Annotated in this window: 13 protein-coding genes; 7 read left to right on the forward strand and 6 right to left on the reverse strand. The window is 74.5% G+C overall.

What is annotated here, in order from left to right; all coding sequences use genetic code 11:
• The first annotated feature begins 35 nt into the window (after positions 1–35).
• Entirely contained in the window at positions 36–968 is a 933-nt protein-coding gene (locus ACH495_RS29265; RefSeq protein ID WP_396860937.1) for a hypothetical protein, read from the forward strand.
• Between the two features lie 80 nt (positions 969–1,048).
• Here ACH495_RS29265 and ACH495_RS29270 read toward each other — a convergent pair whose 3' ends face one another.
• The gene (locus tag ACH495_RS29270; RefSeq protein ID WP_396860938.1) at positions 1,049–1,492 is read right to left on the reverse strand and encodes a hypothetical protein; all 444 of its coding nucleotides are present in this window, start codon (positions 1,490–1,492) and stop codon (positions 1,049–1,051) included.
• 293 nt (positions 1,493–1,785) lie between these two features.
• Here ACH495_RS29270 and ACH495_RS29275 point away from each other — a divergent pair, with 293 nt between their 5' ends.
• Complete coding sequence (locus ACH495_RS29275) at positions 1,786–2,508, forward strand: VOC family protein (protein ID WP_396861027.1); 723 nt, start codon at positions 1,786–1,788, stop codon at positions 2,506–2,508.
• A gap of 171 nt (positions 2,509–2,679) precedes the next feature.
• Here ACH495_RS29275 and ACH495_RS29280 read toward each other — a convergent pair whose 3' ends face one another.
• The 4 genes from ACH495_RS29280 to ACH495_RS29295 form a co-directional block, all read right to left on the reverse strand.
• Positions 2,680–3,489 carry a metal-dependent hydrolase gene (locus ACH495_RS29280; RefSeq protein ID WP_281938795.1) on the reverse strand — a complete coding sequence of 270 codons (810 nt, stop codon included), beginning with the start codon at positions 3,487–3,489 and terminating at the stop codon, positions 2,680–2,682.
• An 82-nt stretch (positions 3,490–3,571) separates the two neighbouring features.
• Positions 3,572–6,148 (reverse strand): protein kinase, encoded by a 2,577-nt coding sequence (locus ACH495_RS29285; RefSeq protein WP_396860939.1) that lies wholly within the window; start codon positions 6,146–6,148, stop codon positions 3,572–3,574.
• A 76-nt stretch (positions 6,149–6,224) separates the two neighbouring features.
• A complete protein-coding gene (locus ACH495_RS29290) occupies positions 6,225–7,550 on the reverse strand; it encodes a glycosyltransferase family 4 protein (RefSeq protein ID WP_396860940.1) in 1,326 nt (441 codons plus the stop codon).
• A 129-nt stretch (positions 7,551–7,679) separates the two neighbouring features.
• Positions 7,680–9,623, reverse strand: coding sequence for an amylo-alpha-1,6-glucosidase (locus ACH495_RS29295; RefSeq protein WP_396860941.1), 1,944 nt, complete (start codon positions 9,621–9,623; stop codon positions 7,680–7,682).
• 42 nt (positions 9,624–9,665) lie between these two features.
• Between ACH495_RS29295 and ACH495_RS29300 the strand changes: the two genes are divergently transcribed.
• The gene (locus tag ACH495_RS29300; RefSeq protein WP_396860942.1) at positions 9,666–12,368 is read left to right on the forward strand and encodes an MGH1-like glycoside hydrolase domain-containing protein; all 2,703 of its coding nucleotides are present in this window, start codon (positions 9,666–9,668) and stop codon (positions 12,366–12,368) included.
• Between the two features lie 37 nt (positions 12,369–12,405).
• Here the strand turns inward: ACH495_RS29300 and ACH495_RS29305 are convergent, their stop codons facing one another.
• Positions 12,406–13,671, reverse strand: a complete 1,266-nt coding sequence (locus ACH495_RS29305; RefSeq protein ID WP_396860943.1) for a hypothetical protein — start codon at positions 13,669–13,671, stop codon at positions 12,406–12,408.
• A gap of 252 nt (positions 13,672–13,923) precedes the next feature.
• Here ACH495_RS29305 and ACH495_RS29310 point away from each other — a divergent pair, with 252 nt between their 5' ends.
• The 4 genes from ACH495_RS29310 to ACH495_RS29325 all read left to right on the forward strand — a co-directional run bounded on the left by ACH495_RS29310 (position 13,924) and on the right by ACH495_RS29325 (position 16,521).
• Positions 13,924–14,634 (forward strand): HAD family hydrolase, encoded by a 711-nt coding sequence (locus tag ACH495_RS29310; RefSeq protein ID WP_396860944.1) that lies wholly within the window; start codon positions 13,924–13,926, stop codon positions 14,632–14,634.
• Between the two features lie 22 nt (positions 14,635–14,656).
• Positions 14,657–15,442 (forward strand): DUF4184 family protein, encoded by a 786-nt coding sequence (locus ACH495_RS29315; protein WP_396860945.1) that lies wholly within the window; start codon positions 14,657–14,659, stop codon positions 15,440–15,442.
• A 371-nt stretch (positions 15,443–15,813) separates the two neighbouring features.
• Positions 15,814–16,038 (forward strand): hypothetical protein, encoded by a 225-nt coding sequence (locus ACH495_RS29320; protein WP_396860946.1) that lies wholly within the window; start codon positions 15,814–15,816, stop codon positions 16,036–16,038.
• 3 nt (positions 16,039–16,041) lie between these two features.
• Entirely contained in the window at positions 16,042–16,521 is a 480-nt protein-coding gene (locus ACH495_RS29325) for a hypothetical protein (RefSeq protein ID WP_396860947.1), read from the forward strand.

A 16,521-nucleotide genomic window follows, 5' to 3' on the forward strand; every position in this document is an offset into this window, starting at 1 on the left:
TGGCGGAGCGTTTTGACCCGGATACCTGCCGTGACGTGACCGAGTTCGTGCACCTCATGCGGCAGGCCAAGGACCGGTGCGGATACACGTTCCGGCAGTTGGAGGAGAAGGCGGCGGCCTCCGGCGACGTGTTGGCCCGCAGCACGATCGCCGACGTCCTGCGCCGGCAGAGTCTGCCGAAACCCGAGGTGCTGGCCGCGTTCGTGCGCGCGTGTCTTGGCCCGGAGCACGTCGACTCCTGGCTGGCCGCCCGGGACCGGCTCGCCGAGGCGGTGCCGGCGACCGGGCCGGCGGACCGGCCACCGCCGGCCTCGCCGCCTCCCGTGCCGGGACGTCAGTGGTGGCGGCCACCGCGTCCGGTACGCGTCGCGTTGGTGGTGCTGGCCGTCCTCGCCCTGCTCGGCGTGACCGTCCGGGCCGTCCTGTCGAACGATGGGGAGGCCGGGTCGCCCGGTCCTACCGGCTCCGCGGGCCCCGCCACGGCCGGGCCGCGTCATCTCACGACCGAGGCGCAGGGGAGCGCGGTCCGTGTCCGGCCGGCGCAGGCACCAGACCTGTGCATCGGCGAGGGACGCGACAGCGCCGGCCGCCTCTCCGACCCCGTGGCGGCCCAGCGGCCCTGCGGCGGAGCCGTACCGCCCACGACCGTCCTCCAACTGGTGGGCGGCGATCTCTACCACCTCAAGTGGGACCATCCGCAGGAGGGGATCGGCTGCCTCACGGTCATCGACGACGGGCCGGCGGCCACCATGCTGATGCCCTGGAACGACTGCGCCGCCGACCGCCCGGCCCAGGTCTTCCGGATGGAACCGGTGGACACCCCGGTACCCGAGGGGTTCCGGATACGGTCGGCGTCCGGAACGTTCTGCCTCGGGATCCGGGACAATGCCCTGACGCCGTACGCGGAGCTGGTCCAGGAGACCTGCACCGGCGAGGGGAACCAGGAGTTCCTGATCGACGTGCTGTAGCGCGAGCCGCGGGGCCAGAGGCCCGCCCACGCGGGGCGCAGGCGGACCTCTGGCCATCCGGCGTCAGCGCGAACGGCCGCTCAGCAGGGCGTGTCGAACGTGCTGACGTTCTTGACGTTGCCCGAGTAGATCCACCCGAGCGGGTCCGTGCCCCCGACGCTGACGTAGTACCACTTGTTGCCCGCGTCGTTGTACGCGAAGCACCGGCCACCGAGTCGCGACCCCACGGGGATCGAGTAGCCGCTCGCGTTCCCGCAGCCCGCACCGGGCCCGGTTCGGAGCCAGATGGACTTCGCCACGGTCGCGCCCCCGCTGCCGTTGGCACTCGGCCGCCAGTTGCAGCTCGTCATGGTGCCGAAGCCCGCCGGCGTCCAGTTCGGCGGCTCGTTCACCGCGTCCGCGGACACCTCCGCCGACCCGACCGGGGCGGCGGTCGCCATCGACGGCGCGACCAGGGACAGGCCGGCGCCGATGGCCGTGGCCAGCACGGCGGCGTTTCTGATGGAGCGTCCCTTGCGGTGCATCGTTGCTCCCTTCCGGAGGCGCGGGATGCGCGCCCCCTGTCGCCGACGGCAACTCGGTCGAGTTCCTGTTCGGTTGCCTCCGATCGTGTTTTCGGGCGACGCGGTGCGGCAAGGAGCGGGAGCTGTCCCGGACAGGCGCCGGGCTGTCCGGGCTGGTCAGGGGCATCCGAGGCGGTCGTCCCGGACAGGGGGAGGGCGGCGGCCCGATAATCGGCTGCGGGCCCGATCGCCGCGTCCTAAGCTCGGTCGCCGGTCGGACCGGGCCGGCCAGCGGAGCGGAGATGAGCGCGGCGATGACGAGTCACCTGATCGCGATCAGTGTCGACGCGCGGGAGCCGCTGCGGCTCGCGCGTTTCTGGGCGGGGTTGCTCGGTCGGGAGGTGGTCGACGACCCGTACGAGGGCGTCGCGCTCCAGCCTGACGACGACGCCGGCCTGCGCATCCGGTTCCTGCCGACCGAGGCGCCGAAGATCGGGCAGAACCGCATCCACTTCGACCTGACCAGCGTGTCGCCGGAGGCGCAGCGGGAGACGGTGGCCCGCGCGATCGAGCTGGGCGGGCGGCACGTCGACATCGGCCAGCGGGGCGACGAGGGGCACGTGGTGCTCGCCGACGGTGAGGGCAACGAGTTCTGCGTCATCGAGGCGGGCAACAGGTTCCTCGCCGGCTGCGGGTCCGTCGGAGCGGTGAACTGCGACGGTACGCAGGCGGTCGGCTATTTCTGGAGCCGGGCGCTGGGCTGGCCACTGGTCTGGGACCAGGACGAGGAGACTGCGATCCAGTCGCCGCGCGGCGGGGCGAAGATCACCTGGAGCGGTCCACCGTTGATGCCGAGGCACGGCCGGGACCGCGTACACCTGGATCTCGCGCCGCCGGCCGACGGCGACCGGGAGGCGGAGATCGACCGGCTGCTCTCGCTCGGGGCGACGCGGGTCGGCGCCGGCCGGCACACCGCCGACGACGTGGTGCTGGCCGACCCCGACGGCAACGAGTTCTGCCTGCTGACGCCCCGGTGACGCGAGCCGCGTCGGGCGGCGGACCGGACCTGGCGCACCCGGGCCGGCAGACGCTTTCGAGCTGATGGCGGGAACGACTCGGCTGTCCGTCGGCGCTGAGTCGTTCGTGCTCTCAGCTCGAAAGGGGACCGAGGGGGATGCCCCCGGGTGTCGTCGCGCCGCCGCCCCGCGTCACACCTGGATGTCGAAGCGTTGCAGCACCGAGGGCGCGACCAGGCCCAGCGCGGCGAGTACGGCCAGCACGGTCAGCGCACCCCGTAGCACGACCGTCTCGGCCTTGCTGCCGGTGCGCAGCGCGATCTTGTTGGGCAGCCCGATCATCGTCCACATCCGCCGTCGGATCGGGATGGGCCAGAGGATCGGCACCCCGGCCCGGGTGATCATGTCGCCGAGGATGTGCACGAAACACCCCACGCCGACGGCGAGACCGATCATCGGATAGCCCCGGTCGCCGGGCAGGTTGGCGAAGGTGAACCAGGCCGCGGCGGCGGACACCAGCGTGACCACCACCCAGCCGGCCCGCTCGGCCCACTCGTCGAAGAGCCCGCGCAACGCCAGACCGATCATGAAGAACAGGATGCTGACCACCGCCCACTTGCCGTAGTGGGCGCAGAGCGCGGTGGTGCCCCACCCGACCAGCACGGTGAACGGCACGGTGTGGGTCAGCGTGCGGTGCCCGTTGTTGCGGCGCGGATCCTTGCTGAGCTTGGTGGCGTAGTAGACGCCGAGCGAGATCTTCTCCATCACCTCGGCGACGAAGAGACTGAACACGCCGAACGTCCGGGCCACGGTGGCGCCACCCTGGTTGCGGGTCACCTTGCCGGAGAGGTCGAGGTCGGGAAAGAGCGCCCCGCCCGCGCAGACCGCGGTGCCCACCGCCAGCGCCAGCGGCGTCTGGTGATAGTCGGCGAACTGGTCCAGCGCCCAGGAGCCGGTCAACCACACCGCCGCGCCGGACAGCGCGTGGGACGGTCCCATCATCTCGGCTCGCCCTCCCCAAAGATCTTGATCGACGAAACTACGCCACTGTAGTCAGTCGGTGCGACCGGGGGACGCCCGCCGGTCATCCCGCGGTGCGGGTGGGTCGGATCGGCCGGATGCTGTCCCGGATCAGCGCGAACTGGTCCTCGGCGGCGGCCCAGTCGGCGTCCGAGGTGGTCAGGCCCAGCGTCCACCCGGCCTCCTCGCCGGGCAGCACGCGCAACGCGTGCAGGCGTTCTCCGCTCGGCGCGATCCAGCGGCACTCCCACTCGGCGCCGTCGCCGTCGGCGTCGAGCCGCACCTTCTCGTATCCGGGGAGCCGGCCGGCGGAGGTGAGGTCCCGTTCGGCCGAGAGCAGCCGGCCGACCGGGTCGCCGCCCGGGTACGGCTCCACACCCAGGATGCGCCGGGTGGTCGGGTCCTGGAAACACGTGGTGTCGCCGGAGCGGAGCTGGAGCCACCCGGCGGGCAGCGCGATGTGGAAGCCGCCGGTGTCGGCGGGCCAGACCCAGCCGGCGGGGATGGTCACCGCCGGGTCGGCCGGCGGCGGGCCCTTCTGCACCGGCGTGCCGGCCACGTCGGGGCGGATGCAGGGAAACGGCGGGGGCGGCGGCCCGCCCGGCCCGCCGGGTGGGGGCGGTCGCTCCCACGGCTGGCCGGCCGGTGCGGCGTGGTCGTCGCCGTCCGGCGAATGCCCGTGGTCACCGTCGACGGCGAGGGCGGTGCCGACACCGGCCAGCACCGCCAGTGCCGCGGCCCCCGCGGCGAGGAGCCAGCGCCGCGTGGTCGTCCGGTGCCGGTCGCCGCCGGCCGGGCCGTCGGGCGAGCCGGCGCGACCGGTCCCGCTCCGACCGGGTACGTCATACGACAGCCCGCCGGAGGCGGTCCCGCTTCCGCCCGGCGTACGGGACGGCGCGGCCCCGCGCACGCGATCGTCGTGGAGCGCGCCGCTGCCCGTCAGGCCGCTGGAGGTGACCGGGGGCGGGATCGTCGTGGGGGCGCCGCCGAGCCCCGGCGTGTGCACCGGGCTGGCCGCGTCGGCGCGGGCGGCGGGCCCCTCCGGGCCGGTGGGGCTGCCCGGGTCCACGAAGCTGGTCAGGACCGTGGGCCCCAACCCGCCCACCGGCCGGTCGGGGGTGTCCCGGGCCCAACCGTCGCTCTCCGGCCGGTCCAGGTCGCCCGAGCGGTGCTCCCGGTCGGGCGAGGGCTCCGGCTCATCGTCGGTCGGCCGCGCCCACTCGCTGCCCAGCGCCGCCCGGCTCCACGCCCGGGCCGCCGCGGCCGGCGGCATCAGGTCCGGGTAGCCCACCGTCGGCCGGTCGGCGGCGTCCGCGCCGTCCGGATCGGTCGGGTCCGGGCGTCCCGGCCCGGCGGCGGGCGCGGCCCGCACCTCACCGGACGTCGAGGGCGGCATGGCCCGTCCGGTCGCGCTCGTCGGCGGCGGAACGGCCCGGCCGGCCCCGCCCCCGGGTGGGGGCGAGGGCCGGGTGCCGCTTCCCGGCGCGACGGCCCGTGCGGTGCCACTCGCCGGCCGGGTGCCGCCCACGGTCCCAGTTTCCGGCGGGGCGCCGCCGACGGCCACGCTCGCCGGTGGTTCGGCGGGGTCGGACCGGGGCACCGGCGGGACGCCGATGCTGGAGCCGCTCAGCGGCGGGACCGGAGGGGCGGGTCGGGCGACCGGCGGGACGCCGATGCCGGACCCGCTCGGCGGCGGGACGGCGGACCCGACCCCGGCCGGGCGCCCCGCCCCCGCCCCGCCCCCGACGCCGGCGGTGCGCGGGCCGGAGCGGACCGGCTGGTTGGGCACGGTCGGAGCATCGACGGCCGGCCGGGCCGGAGCGGCGGCCGGCCCGGCGGCGTCGGCGAGCAACCCGGCGACGTCGTCGTGGCCGAGTCGGTGGCGCGGGTCGCGGCGCAGCAGCCCGACCAGCACCGGCATCAGCGGACCGGCGTGCGGTGCCGGGTCCGGGGGCTGGCTGGCCAGCGCCGCCAGCGTCGCCATCGCGGTGCTGCGGGCGTACGGGGAGCGGCCCTCCACGGCGGCGTGCAGGGTGGCGCCGAGCGACCACAGGTCCGCCTCGACGCTGGACACGCCGTCGGCGGCGCGTTCCGGTGCGACATACTGCGGGGAGCCGAGGACCAGCCCGGGACGGGTCATGGCGCCGTCGCCGCCCTCGAACACGGCCAGCCCGAAGTCGGTGAGCAGCACCCGGCCGTCCCGGGCCAGCAGCACGTTGGCGGGTTTCACGTCGCGGTGCAGCACGCCGGCCTCGTGCGCGGCGCGCAGCGCGGCGTGCACCGCCACCCCGATCCCGGCGGCCCGCCCGGGCGGCAGCGGGCCGTCGGCCTCGATCAGCTCCTGCAACGACCGGGACGGGACGTACTCCATGATCAGCCAGGGGTCGCCCTGGACCCGGACCACGTCGTAGACCCGGACCACGTTGGGGTGGTTGAGCCGCGCCGCCGTGCGCGCCTCGCGCAGCGTACGGGCGCGCAGCTCGTCCCGCTCGTGCTCGGCCAGCCAGTTCGGCGGGACCACCTGCTTCACCGCGACCTCGCGTTGGAGCTCCTCGTCCCGCGCGCGCCAGACCTGGCCCATCCCACCGCGACCGACCAGCTCGATCAGGCGGTATCGTCCGGCGATCACCACGTTCCGCACCGCACTCCTCACCGCTGGCCGTGGTCCACAATAGCCAACGGATCGGACCGCACCTATCCCATCAGGGCGGGTCGCCTCAGCTCGCGGCTCCGGCCAGCAGATTTCCGTCCGGAATGGCGATGGCGGACCGGCCGCCGGCCAGCCGGGCGGCGGCCCGCCGGGTCTGGAACGTGTGGTGCTCCCGTCGGGCGGCGGCGTAGCTGCCGGCGGTCCGGGCCGCGATGGCCGACCAGGCGTACCGCCGGGACACCATGGCGCGTGCCTTGCGCGCCACCCGGCGCGCGAAGACCTCGTCGCCGAGCAGCCGGTCCACGGCGCCGGCCAGCGCGTCCGGGTCGCCGTGCGGGAACGTCACCCCGGTCACCCCGGGCTCGACGATCTCGGCCAGCCCGCCGGTACGCGCCACCGCGAGCGGCGCGCCGGCCGCCGCCGCCTCCAGGGCGATCATGCCGAACGGCTCGTAGAGGCTGGGGATCACGGTGGCGTCGGTGGCGGCGAGCACCGCGGGAAGCTCGGTGGCGTCCAGGAAGCCGGCGAACCGCACCGTGTCGCCGAGGCGCAGCCGGTGCGCCTGGTCGACCAGCTCGTCCCGGTACGGCCCGTCCCCGGCGATCACCACCCGCAGGCCGGGGTGCCGGTCGGCCAGGTGCGGCACGGCGTGCACCAGGTGCTGCACGCCCTTCTCGTAGACCAGCCGGCCGGCGTACCCGATCAGTGGCCCGTCGCCGGCGAAGCGGGCCCGGGCGGAGGCGACCGCGTGCGGGCGGGCCCGCCAGGCCCGGTCGTCCACGCCGTTGGCCACCACGTCGATCCGGCCGGTCGGCAGGTCGAACAGCCGGGCCACCTGGTCGCGCATGTAGCCGGAGCAGGCGATCACCCGGGCGGAGGCATTGCTCAGCCAGTGCTCGACGCCGTGGATGGTGCGGTTCATCTCCTCGGGCAGCCAGCCCTGGTGCCGGCCGGCCTCGGTGGCGTGGATGGTGGTCACCAGCGGCACGTCCAAGTGCTCGGCCAGGGTGATCGCGGTGTGCGCGACCAGCCAGTCGTGGGCGTGGATCACGTCGTACGCGCCGGACTCGGTGGCGCGCAGGGCGGCCCGGGTGAGCGTGTGGTTGAACGCCATGGTCCAGGCCAGCAGCGACCCGGTGGCGAGCGGGAAACGGACCGGGTCCTCGGCGGCGCGCAGCACGCGCACGCCGTCGGCGTACTCCTCCAGCGGCGCGCCCTCGGCGTGCCGGGTGACCACGGTGACCTCGTGCCCGGCGGCGGCCAGGGCGACGGAGAGCGCGTGCACGTGGCGGCCGAGCCCGCCGACGAGCACGGGCGGGTACTCCCAGGAGAGCAGCAGCACCCGCAGGCGCCGGGCGGGCTGGATGTCGATCACTTCGGCGTCAGCTGACACGCGGCCCCCTTTGAGTTGTGGACGTCCCCGACCCGTCGGCGTCGCTGCGGGTGCCCGGTGGGATCGGGACCCATCCTGCCCAGGCGTCGATAACCGGCGGAGACGCGCCGGTTGCCGGTCTGTAACGGGTTACCGGCGCATCCGCCGCGCGCGCAGCAGCTCCGCCACCGACCAGGCCTGGAACGGGCAGCCGGTGGCGGCGTGCGGGGCCGCGCCCTCGGCGGTCTCGCTGACCGAGCCCAGGCCGTCCTCGACCAGGTGGCCCTCCAGCCCGACCAGCAGGTCCGCGGTGGGCAGGCCCGCCTTCCGGTACGCGTCGAGCAGCGGCCCGGTCAGCCAGGGCCAGACCGTGCCCTGGTGGTAGGCGGCGTCCCGCTCGGCCGGGCCGCCCCGGTGCCGGCCGGTGAAGCCGGGGGAGTCGGGGGCGAGGCTGCGCGGCCCGAGCGGCGTGAACAACGCCTCGGTGAGCCGGCGCAGCGTGGCCTCGTCCGGCTCCAGCGGCGCGTACGGCAGCGACCAGGCGAGCAGTTGGTTGGGGCGCAGCAGGTCGTCGTCGTGGTACGGGGCGCCGCCGAGCGGGTACGCGGGCGCCGGCGCGTCCACCACGTCGTGCAGCCAGCCGGCGGGCGCGGGGAACCGGTCGCGGAACGACGTGGTGGCCCGGGAGTGCAGCGTCCACAGCGCGCCGGCGTCCCGGCCGGCCAGCTCGGTCAGCTCGGCGAGCCCGGCCAACCCGTTGATCCACAGCGCGTTGACCTCGACCGGCTTGCCGGTACGCGGAGTCACCGGCACCCCGTACACCCGGGCGTCCATCCAGGTCAGCGCCACGTCCGGCGGGCCGCCCTGGGTGAGCAGCCCGTCCGCGGGGTCGACGCCGATGCCGTAGCGGGTGCCGGCGACGTGCGCCTCGACCACGCCGTGCAGCGCGGGCAGCAGTTCGTCGCCGAGGTCGGTGTCGCCGGTGACAGTGACGTGCCGGCTCACCGCGTGCAGGAACCACAGCGTGGCGTCGACCGTGTTGTGCTCGACCCGGCCGGTGTCGGCGGTGTTCGCCAGCATGCCCTCGCTCAGCGTGCCCGCGTACGCGCGCAGCAGTTCCCGGCCCTCGTCGGCCCGGTTGGCGCAGAGGAACAGCCCCTCGTAGGAGATCATCGTGTCCCGCGACCAGGCGCCGAACCAGGGGTAGCCGGCCACCACGTCCGGGCCGCTGGCGGTGCGGACCACGAACGCGTCGGCGGCCAGCGCGAGCGTCGCCTCGACCGCGTCGTCGGGCTTCGCCGCGGCGACCACCGCCCGGTTGCGCCGCCGGGCCGCCTCGAGGACGGCGGTCGCCGGTGGCGGTTCCTCGGCCAGGTCGTCCGCCCAGGCCAGCACCGTCACCGTCGCGCCGGGCTCGTCGAGCGCGCCGGAGAAGCGGCCCGCGTACCAGAGGTCCTCGTCGGGGTTCAGGCCGCGGGCCGCCTCGGCCCGGTGCCGGACCCCGAGCCACCACTGGCCCTCCGGCGTCCAGTCCGGCCCGGCGAGCCGGAACGCGCCGTCGACCACCGCGCCGCCGGCCACCGGCTCCAGCCGGGGCATGGGCCCGTCGGCCCGCCGCTCGCCGTGCGCGTCGCGCCAGGTGCAGGCCGCCGCCAGGTCCAGCCGGACCGGGCCGCCGGAGACCAGCCGGTGGACCACGGCGACGCAGGACCGGCCGTACGTCATGGCGATCTCCCGCTCGATCACCACGTCGCCGACCCGCCACCGCCAGCGCGGCACCCCGTCGGTGAGGTCGAAGCGTTCCAGCGACTCGAAGCCGCGCGGGTCGACCACCCCGGAGGACCACTCGTGCGCGCCGAGCCGGACCTGCCGCCCGGACGGCAGCGTCACGGCCGGGTCGAGGCTCGCGAGTCCCACCTTGCGGGACGCCGGCGTCTCGCCGGGCACCACCAGCAGACCGTGGTAGCGGCGGGTGCGCAGCCCGGCCACGGTGCCCGTGGCGTAGCCGCCGCGCCCGTCCGTGACCAGCCATTCCCGCCCGGCGGCGGCGGACAGCGTCCCGCAGACCTGCGGGCCGAAACGGATGTCGATCAACTTTCCTCCACCGGCAGCGAGGTGTGACAGACCACGACGACAATGGCCGCTGTGGAGAAGTACCCCTGGGACGTCGAAGATGTGCGGGTGATCACCGACCGCCCGACCTCCGCGACCCCCGACCCCGAGCGGCACCGGCTCGCCCAGGCCGATGCCGGGGAGCAGGACTGGCGCGCATGGGGCCCCTATCTGTCCGAGCGGGCGTGGGGGACGGTACGGGAGGACTACAGCGAGCACGGCACGGCCTGGGACTACTTCCCCCACGATCATGCGCGGTCCCGAGCCTACCGGTGGAACGAGGACGGCATGGCGGGCGTCTGCGACGACCGGCAGACGTTCTGCTTCGCGCTGGCGCTGTGGAACGGACGCGACCCGATCCTCAAGGAACGGATGTTCGGCCTCGGCGGCGACGGCGGCAACCACGGCGAGGACGCCAAGGAATACTGGTGGTACCTCGACAGCACGCCGACGCACTCCTGGATGCGCTGGCGCTACCACTATCCGCAGGCCGCCTTCCCGTACGACGAGCTGGTCGCGGTGAACGCGCTGCGCGGCCGGGACGACACCGAGTACGAGCTGGTGGACACCGGCATCTTCGACGACGACCGGTACTGGGCGGTGACCGTCGACTACGCCAAGGCGTCGCCGACCGACATGTGCATCCTGGTCACCGTGGCCAACCGGGGCGAGGAGGACGCCACCCTGCACGTGCTGCCCACGCTCTGGTTCCGCAACACCTGGGCGTGGGGCCTGCCCGGCGCCGACCGGGTCCCCGAGCTGGTCGGCAGCGGTTCCCGGCTGGTCGGCGAGCACTGGGTGCTGGGCCAGTTGCTGCTGGAGGGCGACGGCGACCCGACGCCGCTGCTGTGCGACAACGAGAGCAACGCCGAGCGGCTGTGGGGGCTGCGCGGGCGCTCGGCGTACCCGAAGGACGGGATCAACGACCACGTCGTGGCCGGCGCCGCCACCGTCAACTCGGACCGGGTCGGCACCAAGGGCGCGCTGCACTACGTGCTGGACGTGCCGGCCGGCGAGCAGCGGCGGATCCGGCTGCGGCTGACCCGCACCGCGCCGCCCCCGGCGGGCGACCCGCCCGCCCCGGCCGACCTCGGCGACGGGTTCGACACCGTGCTCTGGGCCCGGCGTGCCGAGGCGAACCGGTTCTTCGACAGCGTCATCCCGGCCGCGGCGACCGCCGACGAGGCGCTGGTCGCCCGCCAGGCCATCGCCGGGCTGATGTGGGGCAAGCAGTTCTACCACTTCGACGTCAAGCGGTGGCTGGAGGGCGACCCGGGCTCGGCGCCGCCGCCGGCCGGCCGGCGGCACGGGCGCAACAGCGCCTGGTGGCACATGACCAGCTTCGACGTGTTCTCCATGCCGGACCCGTGGGAATATCCCTGGTACGCCGCCTGGGACCTGGCGTTCCACTGCGTGACCATCGCCCGGGTCGATCCCGGGTTCGCCAAGGAGCAGCTCCTGCTCCTGCTCCGCGAGTGGTACCTGCACCCGAACGGGCAGATCCCGGCGTACGAGTGGGCGTTCGGCGACGTGAACCCGCCGGTGCACGCCTGGGCCGCGCTGAAGGTCTTCGAGATCGACGGCGCCCGCGACCACGACTTCCTCGCCCGGGTGATGCAGAAACTGCTGCTCAACTTCACCTGGTGGGTCAACCGCAAGGACACCGGCGGCAACAACGTGTTCGAGGGCGGCTTCCTCGGGCTGGACAACGTCGGCCCGTTCGACCGGTCGGCCGCGCTGCCGGTGGCCGGCACGCTGGAGCAGTCCGACGGCACCGGCTGGATGGCCATGTACGCGCTCAACCTGCTCGACATGGCGATCGTGCTGGCCGAGCACGACCGCGCGTACGTGGACACCGCGACGAAGTTCTTCGAGCACTTCGCGTACATCGCCGCGGCGGCGTACTCCCAGGGGCTGTGGGACGCCGAGGACGCGTTCTTCTACGACGTGCTGCGGCTGGCCGACGGCACGCAGGTGCCGCTGAAGGTCCGCTCGGTGGTCGGCCTGCTGCCGCTGGCCGCGGTCACCCGGCTCACCACGCGCACCATGCGCCGCCTGCCCGAGCTGGGCGCCCGGCTGCGCTGGTTCCTCACCAACCGTCCCGAGTACGCCGACGTGATCGGCGCCCGTCGGCTCGGCCCGGACGGCACCCAGCAGCGGCTCCTGTCCATGGTCGGCCCGGAGCAGGTGGTGCGGCTGCTGGCCCGGATGCTCGACCCCGACGAGTTCCTCTCCGATTACGGTCTGCGCACGCTGTCCCGCGCCCACCTGGACAAGCCGTTCACGGTCACGCTGGGCGGGCAGGAGTTCAGCGTCGGCTACGAGCCGGCGGAGTCGACGAGCGGCCTGTTCGGCGGCAACTCGAACTGGCGCGGCCCGATCTGGATGCCGACGAACTTCCTGCTGATCACCGCGCTACGGGACCACGCCGCGTTCTTCGGCGACAACCTCCAGGTCGAGTACCCGACCCGTTCCGGGGTGAAGCGGACGCTCGACGAGATCGCCGACGACCTGTCGGCGCGGCTGATCTCGCTGTTCACCCGGGACGGGTGGGGGCGGCGGCCGATCTACGGCGCGGCGCAACTGTTCCAGACCCACCCGGACTGGCGGGACCTGATCTGCTTCCCCGAGTATTTCCACGGCGACAACGGCGCGGGGCTCGGCGCGTGGCACCAGACCGGGTGGACGGCGCTGGTCGCCGACCTGATCCTCACCCTGCGCCGCTGAGCGCGGGGCACGGCGGTCCCGTCGTGCCCCGCGTCGCTCACGCCAACGGCAGGAACGCCACCCGGGCGTGGTACTCGCCGGCCACCGTCACCGTGTCACTGCCGACCCACAGGCCACGCTCGGTGGCGTACAGCTCGGCGGTGCCGACCCCGCGGTCCTTGGTCGGGTTCCACGCCAGCGCCCGGCCGGTGGTCGGGTGGATCGCCCCGATGCCGGGCCGGGACACCGCGCCGGGGCCGGCCGAGTTGCGTCCCGACGGGTTGTCCAGCCAGCGCTGGTGGCCCCCGACGTAGACCGCCGCGCCGGTCACCGCCACCGACAGCAGCGTGTCGCCGCCGGTGTAGTTGGCCCAGGTCGGCTGCTTGCTCCCGGTCGCGGCGCCGAACTCGAAGCGCGCCGCGGAGTCGCAGAGCGTGCCGGGGAACGGGCCGCCGGTGGTGACCACCGCGAACCAGGTTCCGTCCGGCGAGATGTCCACCCCGCGCAGGTAGGCCGGCATCGTCTTGGCGCACTGCGGTTGGTAGCGGGTGGTGGCCCAGCCGGAGAGCGTGGCGCCGCTGGCGCCCAGGTCGGCCACCGCGAGCTGGTGCCGCGCCGCGCCGGACACGGTGCTGAAGTTGCCGGCGAAGACCAGCCGCCGGCCGTCGGCGGAGACGTCCAGCGCCTCCACCTTGACCGGCGAGGTGGCCCCGGAGGAGGTGACCCGCGCGCCGTCCAGCCGCAGGTTCACCGAGGCGTCGGCGGCGCCGGTGGTCGCGTTCAGGGCGGCCAGGCCGCGCCGGGTCACCCCGCCCACGGTCTGGAACGCGCCGCCCACGAGCAGCCGGTCGCCGACCAGCCGCATGTCGTTGACCTGGTTGTTGAGCGTGGCCGGGGCGAACCCGGCGACGCGCGCGCCGGTGGCCGCGTCGATCCGGGCCACCCGGGGCGCGGCGACACCGTTCACTGTGGTGAACGCGCCGCCGAGATAGAGCGAGCGGCCGTCCGCGGCGGCGGCGAGCGCCCGGACCGTGCCGTTGACCACCGGCCTGAACGTGGTGTCGATCCGGCCGGTGGTGGCGTCGATCGCCACCAGCCGGGGCATCGCCAGCTGCGCGGTGCTGTTCGCGTTGCGTACCTTGGTGAACGAGCCGGCCAGGTAGACCCGGTCACCGAGCTGGAGGATCCGGTACACGGTGCCGTCGAGCGCGTGCGGCGTCCAAGCCGCCGGCGCGGCGCTGACCACTGTGGTGTGAGCGGCGTTGACCGCGAGCGCCGGGGTCGCCGGCAGCGTGCCGCCGACGACGGCGAGCGTGGCCGCCACGGCGACGGCCGTGCGTCGCCGGTGCCGGACCCGCGTCGGAGGGGATGGGGCGGGTGCGGGAGTCATCGCCGAAGCATCGCGCCGGACCCGGGATTCCGCAGTCGGCCACCCGCACCGCAGCGCCCGCCGACCGGCCGGTCCGCCCGGTCCGTCCGGCGGTAAGGCGGGGGCCCCGCTTAACACTCCGGCGTTAAGCGGGGGCCCCGCCTCTACCAAAAACGTTAAGCGGGGCCCCCGCCTTTCAGTAGTACGGTGTGCGGGGCCGGACGGGGAGGTTCGATGCGATCAGTGTTGGTCTTCGACGCCGACGACACGCTCTGGGAGAACAACGTCCTGTTCGAGCGCGTCATCGAGGACTTCCTCACCTGGTTGGACCACCCGACGCTGGACCGGGCGCAGATCCGGGCCGTGCTCGACGACGTGGAACGGGCCAACGCGGTGGCGCACGGCTACGGCAGCAAGATCTTCCTGCGCAGCCTCGGTGAGTGCCTGGAGAAGCTGCGCGAGCGTCCCGCCACGGAACGGGAACGCGTCGAGATCGACCAGCTCGCGGCCGCGTTGGTCGGGCACCAGGTCGAGCTGATGCCGGGCGTGGCGGAGACGCTGGACGATCTCGCCACCCGCCACGAGCTGCTGTTGCTCACCAAGGGCGAGCGCGAGGAGCAGCAGCGCAAACTCGACGCCTGTGGGCTGCTGCACCACTTCCGCGCGGCGCACATCGTGCCGGAGAAGAACGTCGACACCTACCGGTGGCTGGCCCGCGAGCACGCGTTCGACCCGGCGGTCGCCTGGATGATCGGTAACTCCCCGCGCTCGGACATCCTGCCCGCCCGGGCCGCCGGCATGAACGCGGTCTTCATCCCGAACGAGAACACCTGGGTGCTGGAGCACGAGGAGCTGGACCCGTCCGACCCCGGGGTGATTCGACTCGCCGCGTTTCCCGACCTGACCCGGCACTTCTGAGCCGGCCGGTAACGTCCGGAACGTGCCGCTCACGTTCCCGTCGCACCTGGCGCCGGTGCTGCCGCTGAAGCTGTGGCGACCGCGCTGGTTCGACGGGGTGGCACTGTGCACCGGCGCGGTCGCGCCGGACGTCGGCTACCTGTTCAGCGGCACCCGCCTCGACCTCGGGATGCGCACCCACACGCTCGGCGGGCTGCTCTGGTGGTGCCTGCCGGTCGCCCTCGGGTACGCCTGGATCGTCCGCCGGGTGGTCGCCGGCATCGCCGTGCACCTGCCCGCGCCCAGGCTGTTCGGCTGGCCCCGGTACGCCGGGCTGGCCGGCGTACGCCACCCCTGGCAGGTCACCGTCTGTTCGGCGCTGATCGGCGCGTTCAGCCACGTCGGGTGGGACCGGGTGAGCCACAGCGCGCGCCTGCCCCGGCTGGTCGGCATCACCGACTTCCACGCCCTGACCGGGCTGTACTGGTTCCAGTTCGCGGACGTGTTCGCCAGCGGCGGCGGCGGGCTGCTGGTGGTCGTCCTGGCGGCGCGGGCGGCCCGCCACGGGGAGATCTTCGACGGCGTGGTCCCGCCCGCCCCGGCGGCGAACCCACAGGTGTTCTGGCGGGTCGCCCTGGCGGTCACCGGCCTGGGCGCGCTCCTGCTGCCCGGGTTGCCGGCCGCCACCGTGCCCGCACCGGCCGGCGTACGCGTGCTGCACGTCGGCGCGCTGGCGCTCATCGCCGGTGCGGCGGCGGCGCGGTCCGCGCCGGCCCGCGAGGCCGATCGCGGCCAGCGCCTCGAAGACGAACAGCGCCGCCCCGGCTGACCCCGTTACGTCGACATGCCGCATTTCGGCATTGACATCAATCACAGCCGTCCGCCCCGGCCGAAGCTTGTCCGACCTGCGCGGACGCGCCTAACCTGAGCCGGCGTCCACGCCTCGTCGGGGTGAGTCGGGGGCGCACCGGAGTCCGGTGGTAAGAGCACCGTGGAGCTGAGTGCGGGCAGAACGGCTCGCCGTCTGGAGCCCGGCGTGGGCGACGTGCCATGCCCGCCGTGTTCCCGCGGCGTGGACCGTTACCACTTTCGGACGACCGGGGTCAGGGCCGGGGAGTTGCGGACCCGGTCCTGACCCGTCCGGACCATCCCTGGGGAACGCCTCTGGTGTGCCGGCCGGTGACGGAGCGACACTGAACCATGACTCTCCAGCGCGTACCGCTGCTCGCCGGCCTGGTCGTGCTGCTCGCGGCGGCCTGCACGACGACCGGCCACGACGGCGCGTCCCCGACGCCCTCGACCACCACACCGCCGGCCGCGCCGGCCACGACCGCCACGACGGTCGCCGCGCCGCTCCCGCCGGCCACCCGGCCGGCACCGACCGACGCGACGGCCGCCGGATCCTGGCGGGTCACCTGGGGCTAGGCGGTGCCCGGCACGCCGGCCCACGTCGCCCACCCGGTGCGGGTGCCGGTCACCACGGCGCCCCGCGCGGCGCTGCCCGTGCTGGTGGCGGTGCAGGTCGGCGACCACCCGGCGGAGGGGTTCAGCCGGATCACGTTCGCGTTCCGCGGGCCCACCCCGTCCTACCGGGTCGGATACGTGCCGCAGGTGGTGACCGAGGGACGCGGCGACCCCGTCGAGCTGCCCGGCACGGCCTACCTGTCGGTGCGGTTCTCCCCGGCGCAGGCGCACGACGCGCGGGGCGGCCGGACCGCCGACGTGCCGCCGGCGGCGGTGGGCTACCCGACGCTGCTCGGCTGGGCCGCGGCCGGCGACTTCGAGGGGCACCTGAGCTTCGGGCTCGGCCTGCGCTCCCCGGACGGCGGACGGGTGCCGGTGCGGTTGGGCGAGTTCACCCGCCCGGACGGCGCCCACGTCGTCGCCGTCAACGTCCGGCGCGGCTGA

This window comes from Micromonospora sp. NPDC018662, from assembly GCF_044391475.1.
Classification (GTDB): domain Bacteria; phylum Actinomycetota; class Actinomycetes; order Mycobacteriales; family Micromonosporaceae; genus Micromonospora.

Bases quoted from the DNA above. Each gene is read 5' to 3' on its own strand.
- ACH495_RS29270 (WP_396860938.1), bottom strand. From the start codon at position 1,492: ATGCACCGCAAGGGACGCTCCATCAGAAACGCCGCCGTGCTGGCCACG.
- ACH495_RS29275 (WP_396861027.1), top strand. From the start codon at position 1,786: ATGACGAGTCACCTGATCGCGATCAGTGTCGACGCGCGGGAGCCGCTG.
- ACH495_RS29280 (WP_281938795.1), bottom strand. From the start codon at position 3,489: ATGATGGGACCGTCCCACGCGCTGTCCGGCGCGGCGGTGTGGTTGACC.
- ACH495_RS29300 (WP_396860942.1), top strand. From the start codon at position 9,666: ATGGCCGCTGTGGAGAAGTACCCCTGGGACGTCGAAGATGTGCGGGTG.
- ACH495_RS29320 (WP_396860946.1), top strand. From the start codon at position 15,814: ATGACTCTCCAGCGCGTACCGCTGCTCGCCGGCCTGGTCGTGCTGCTC.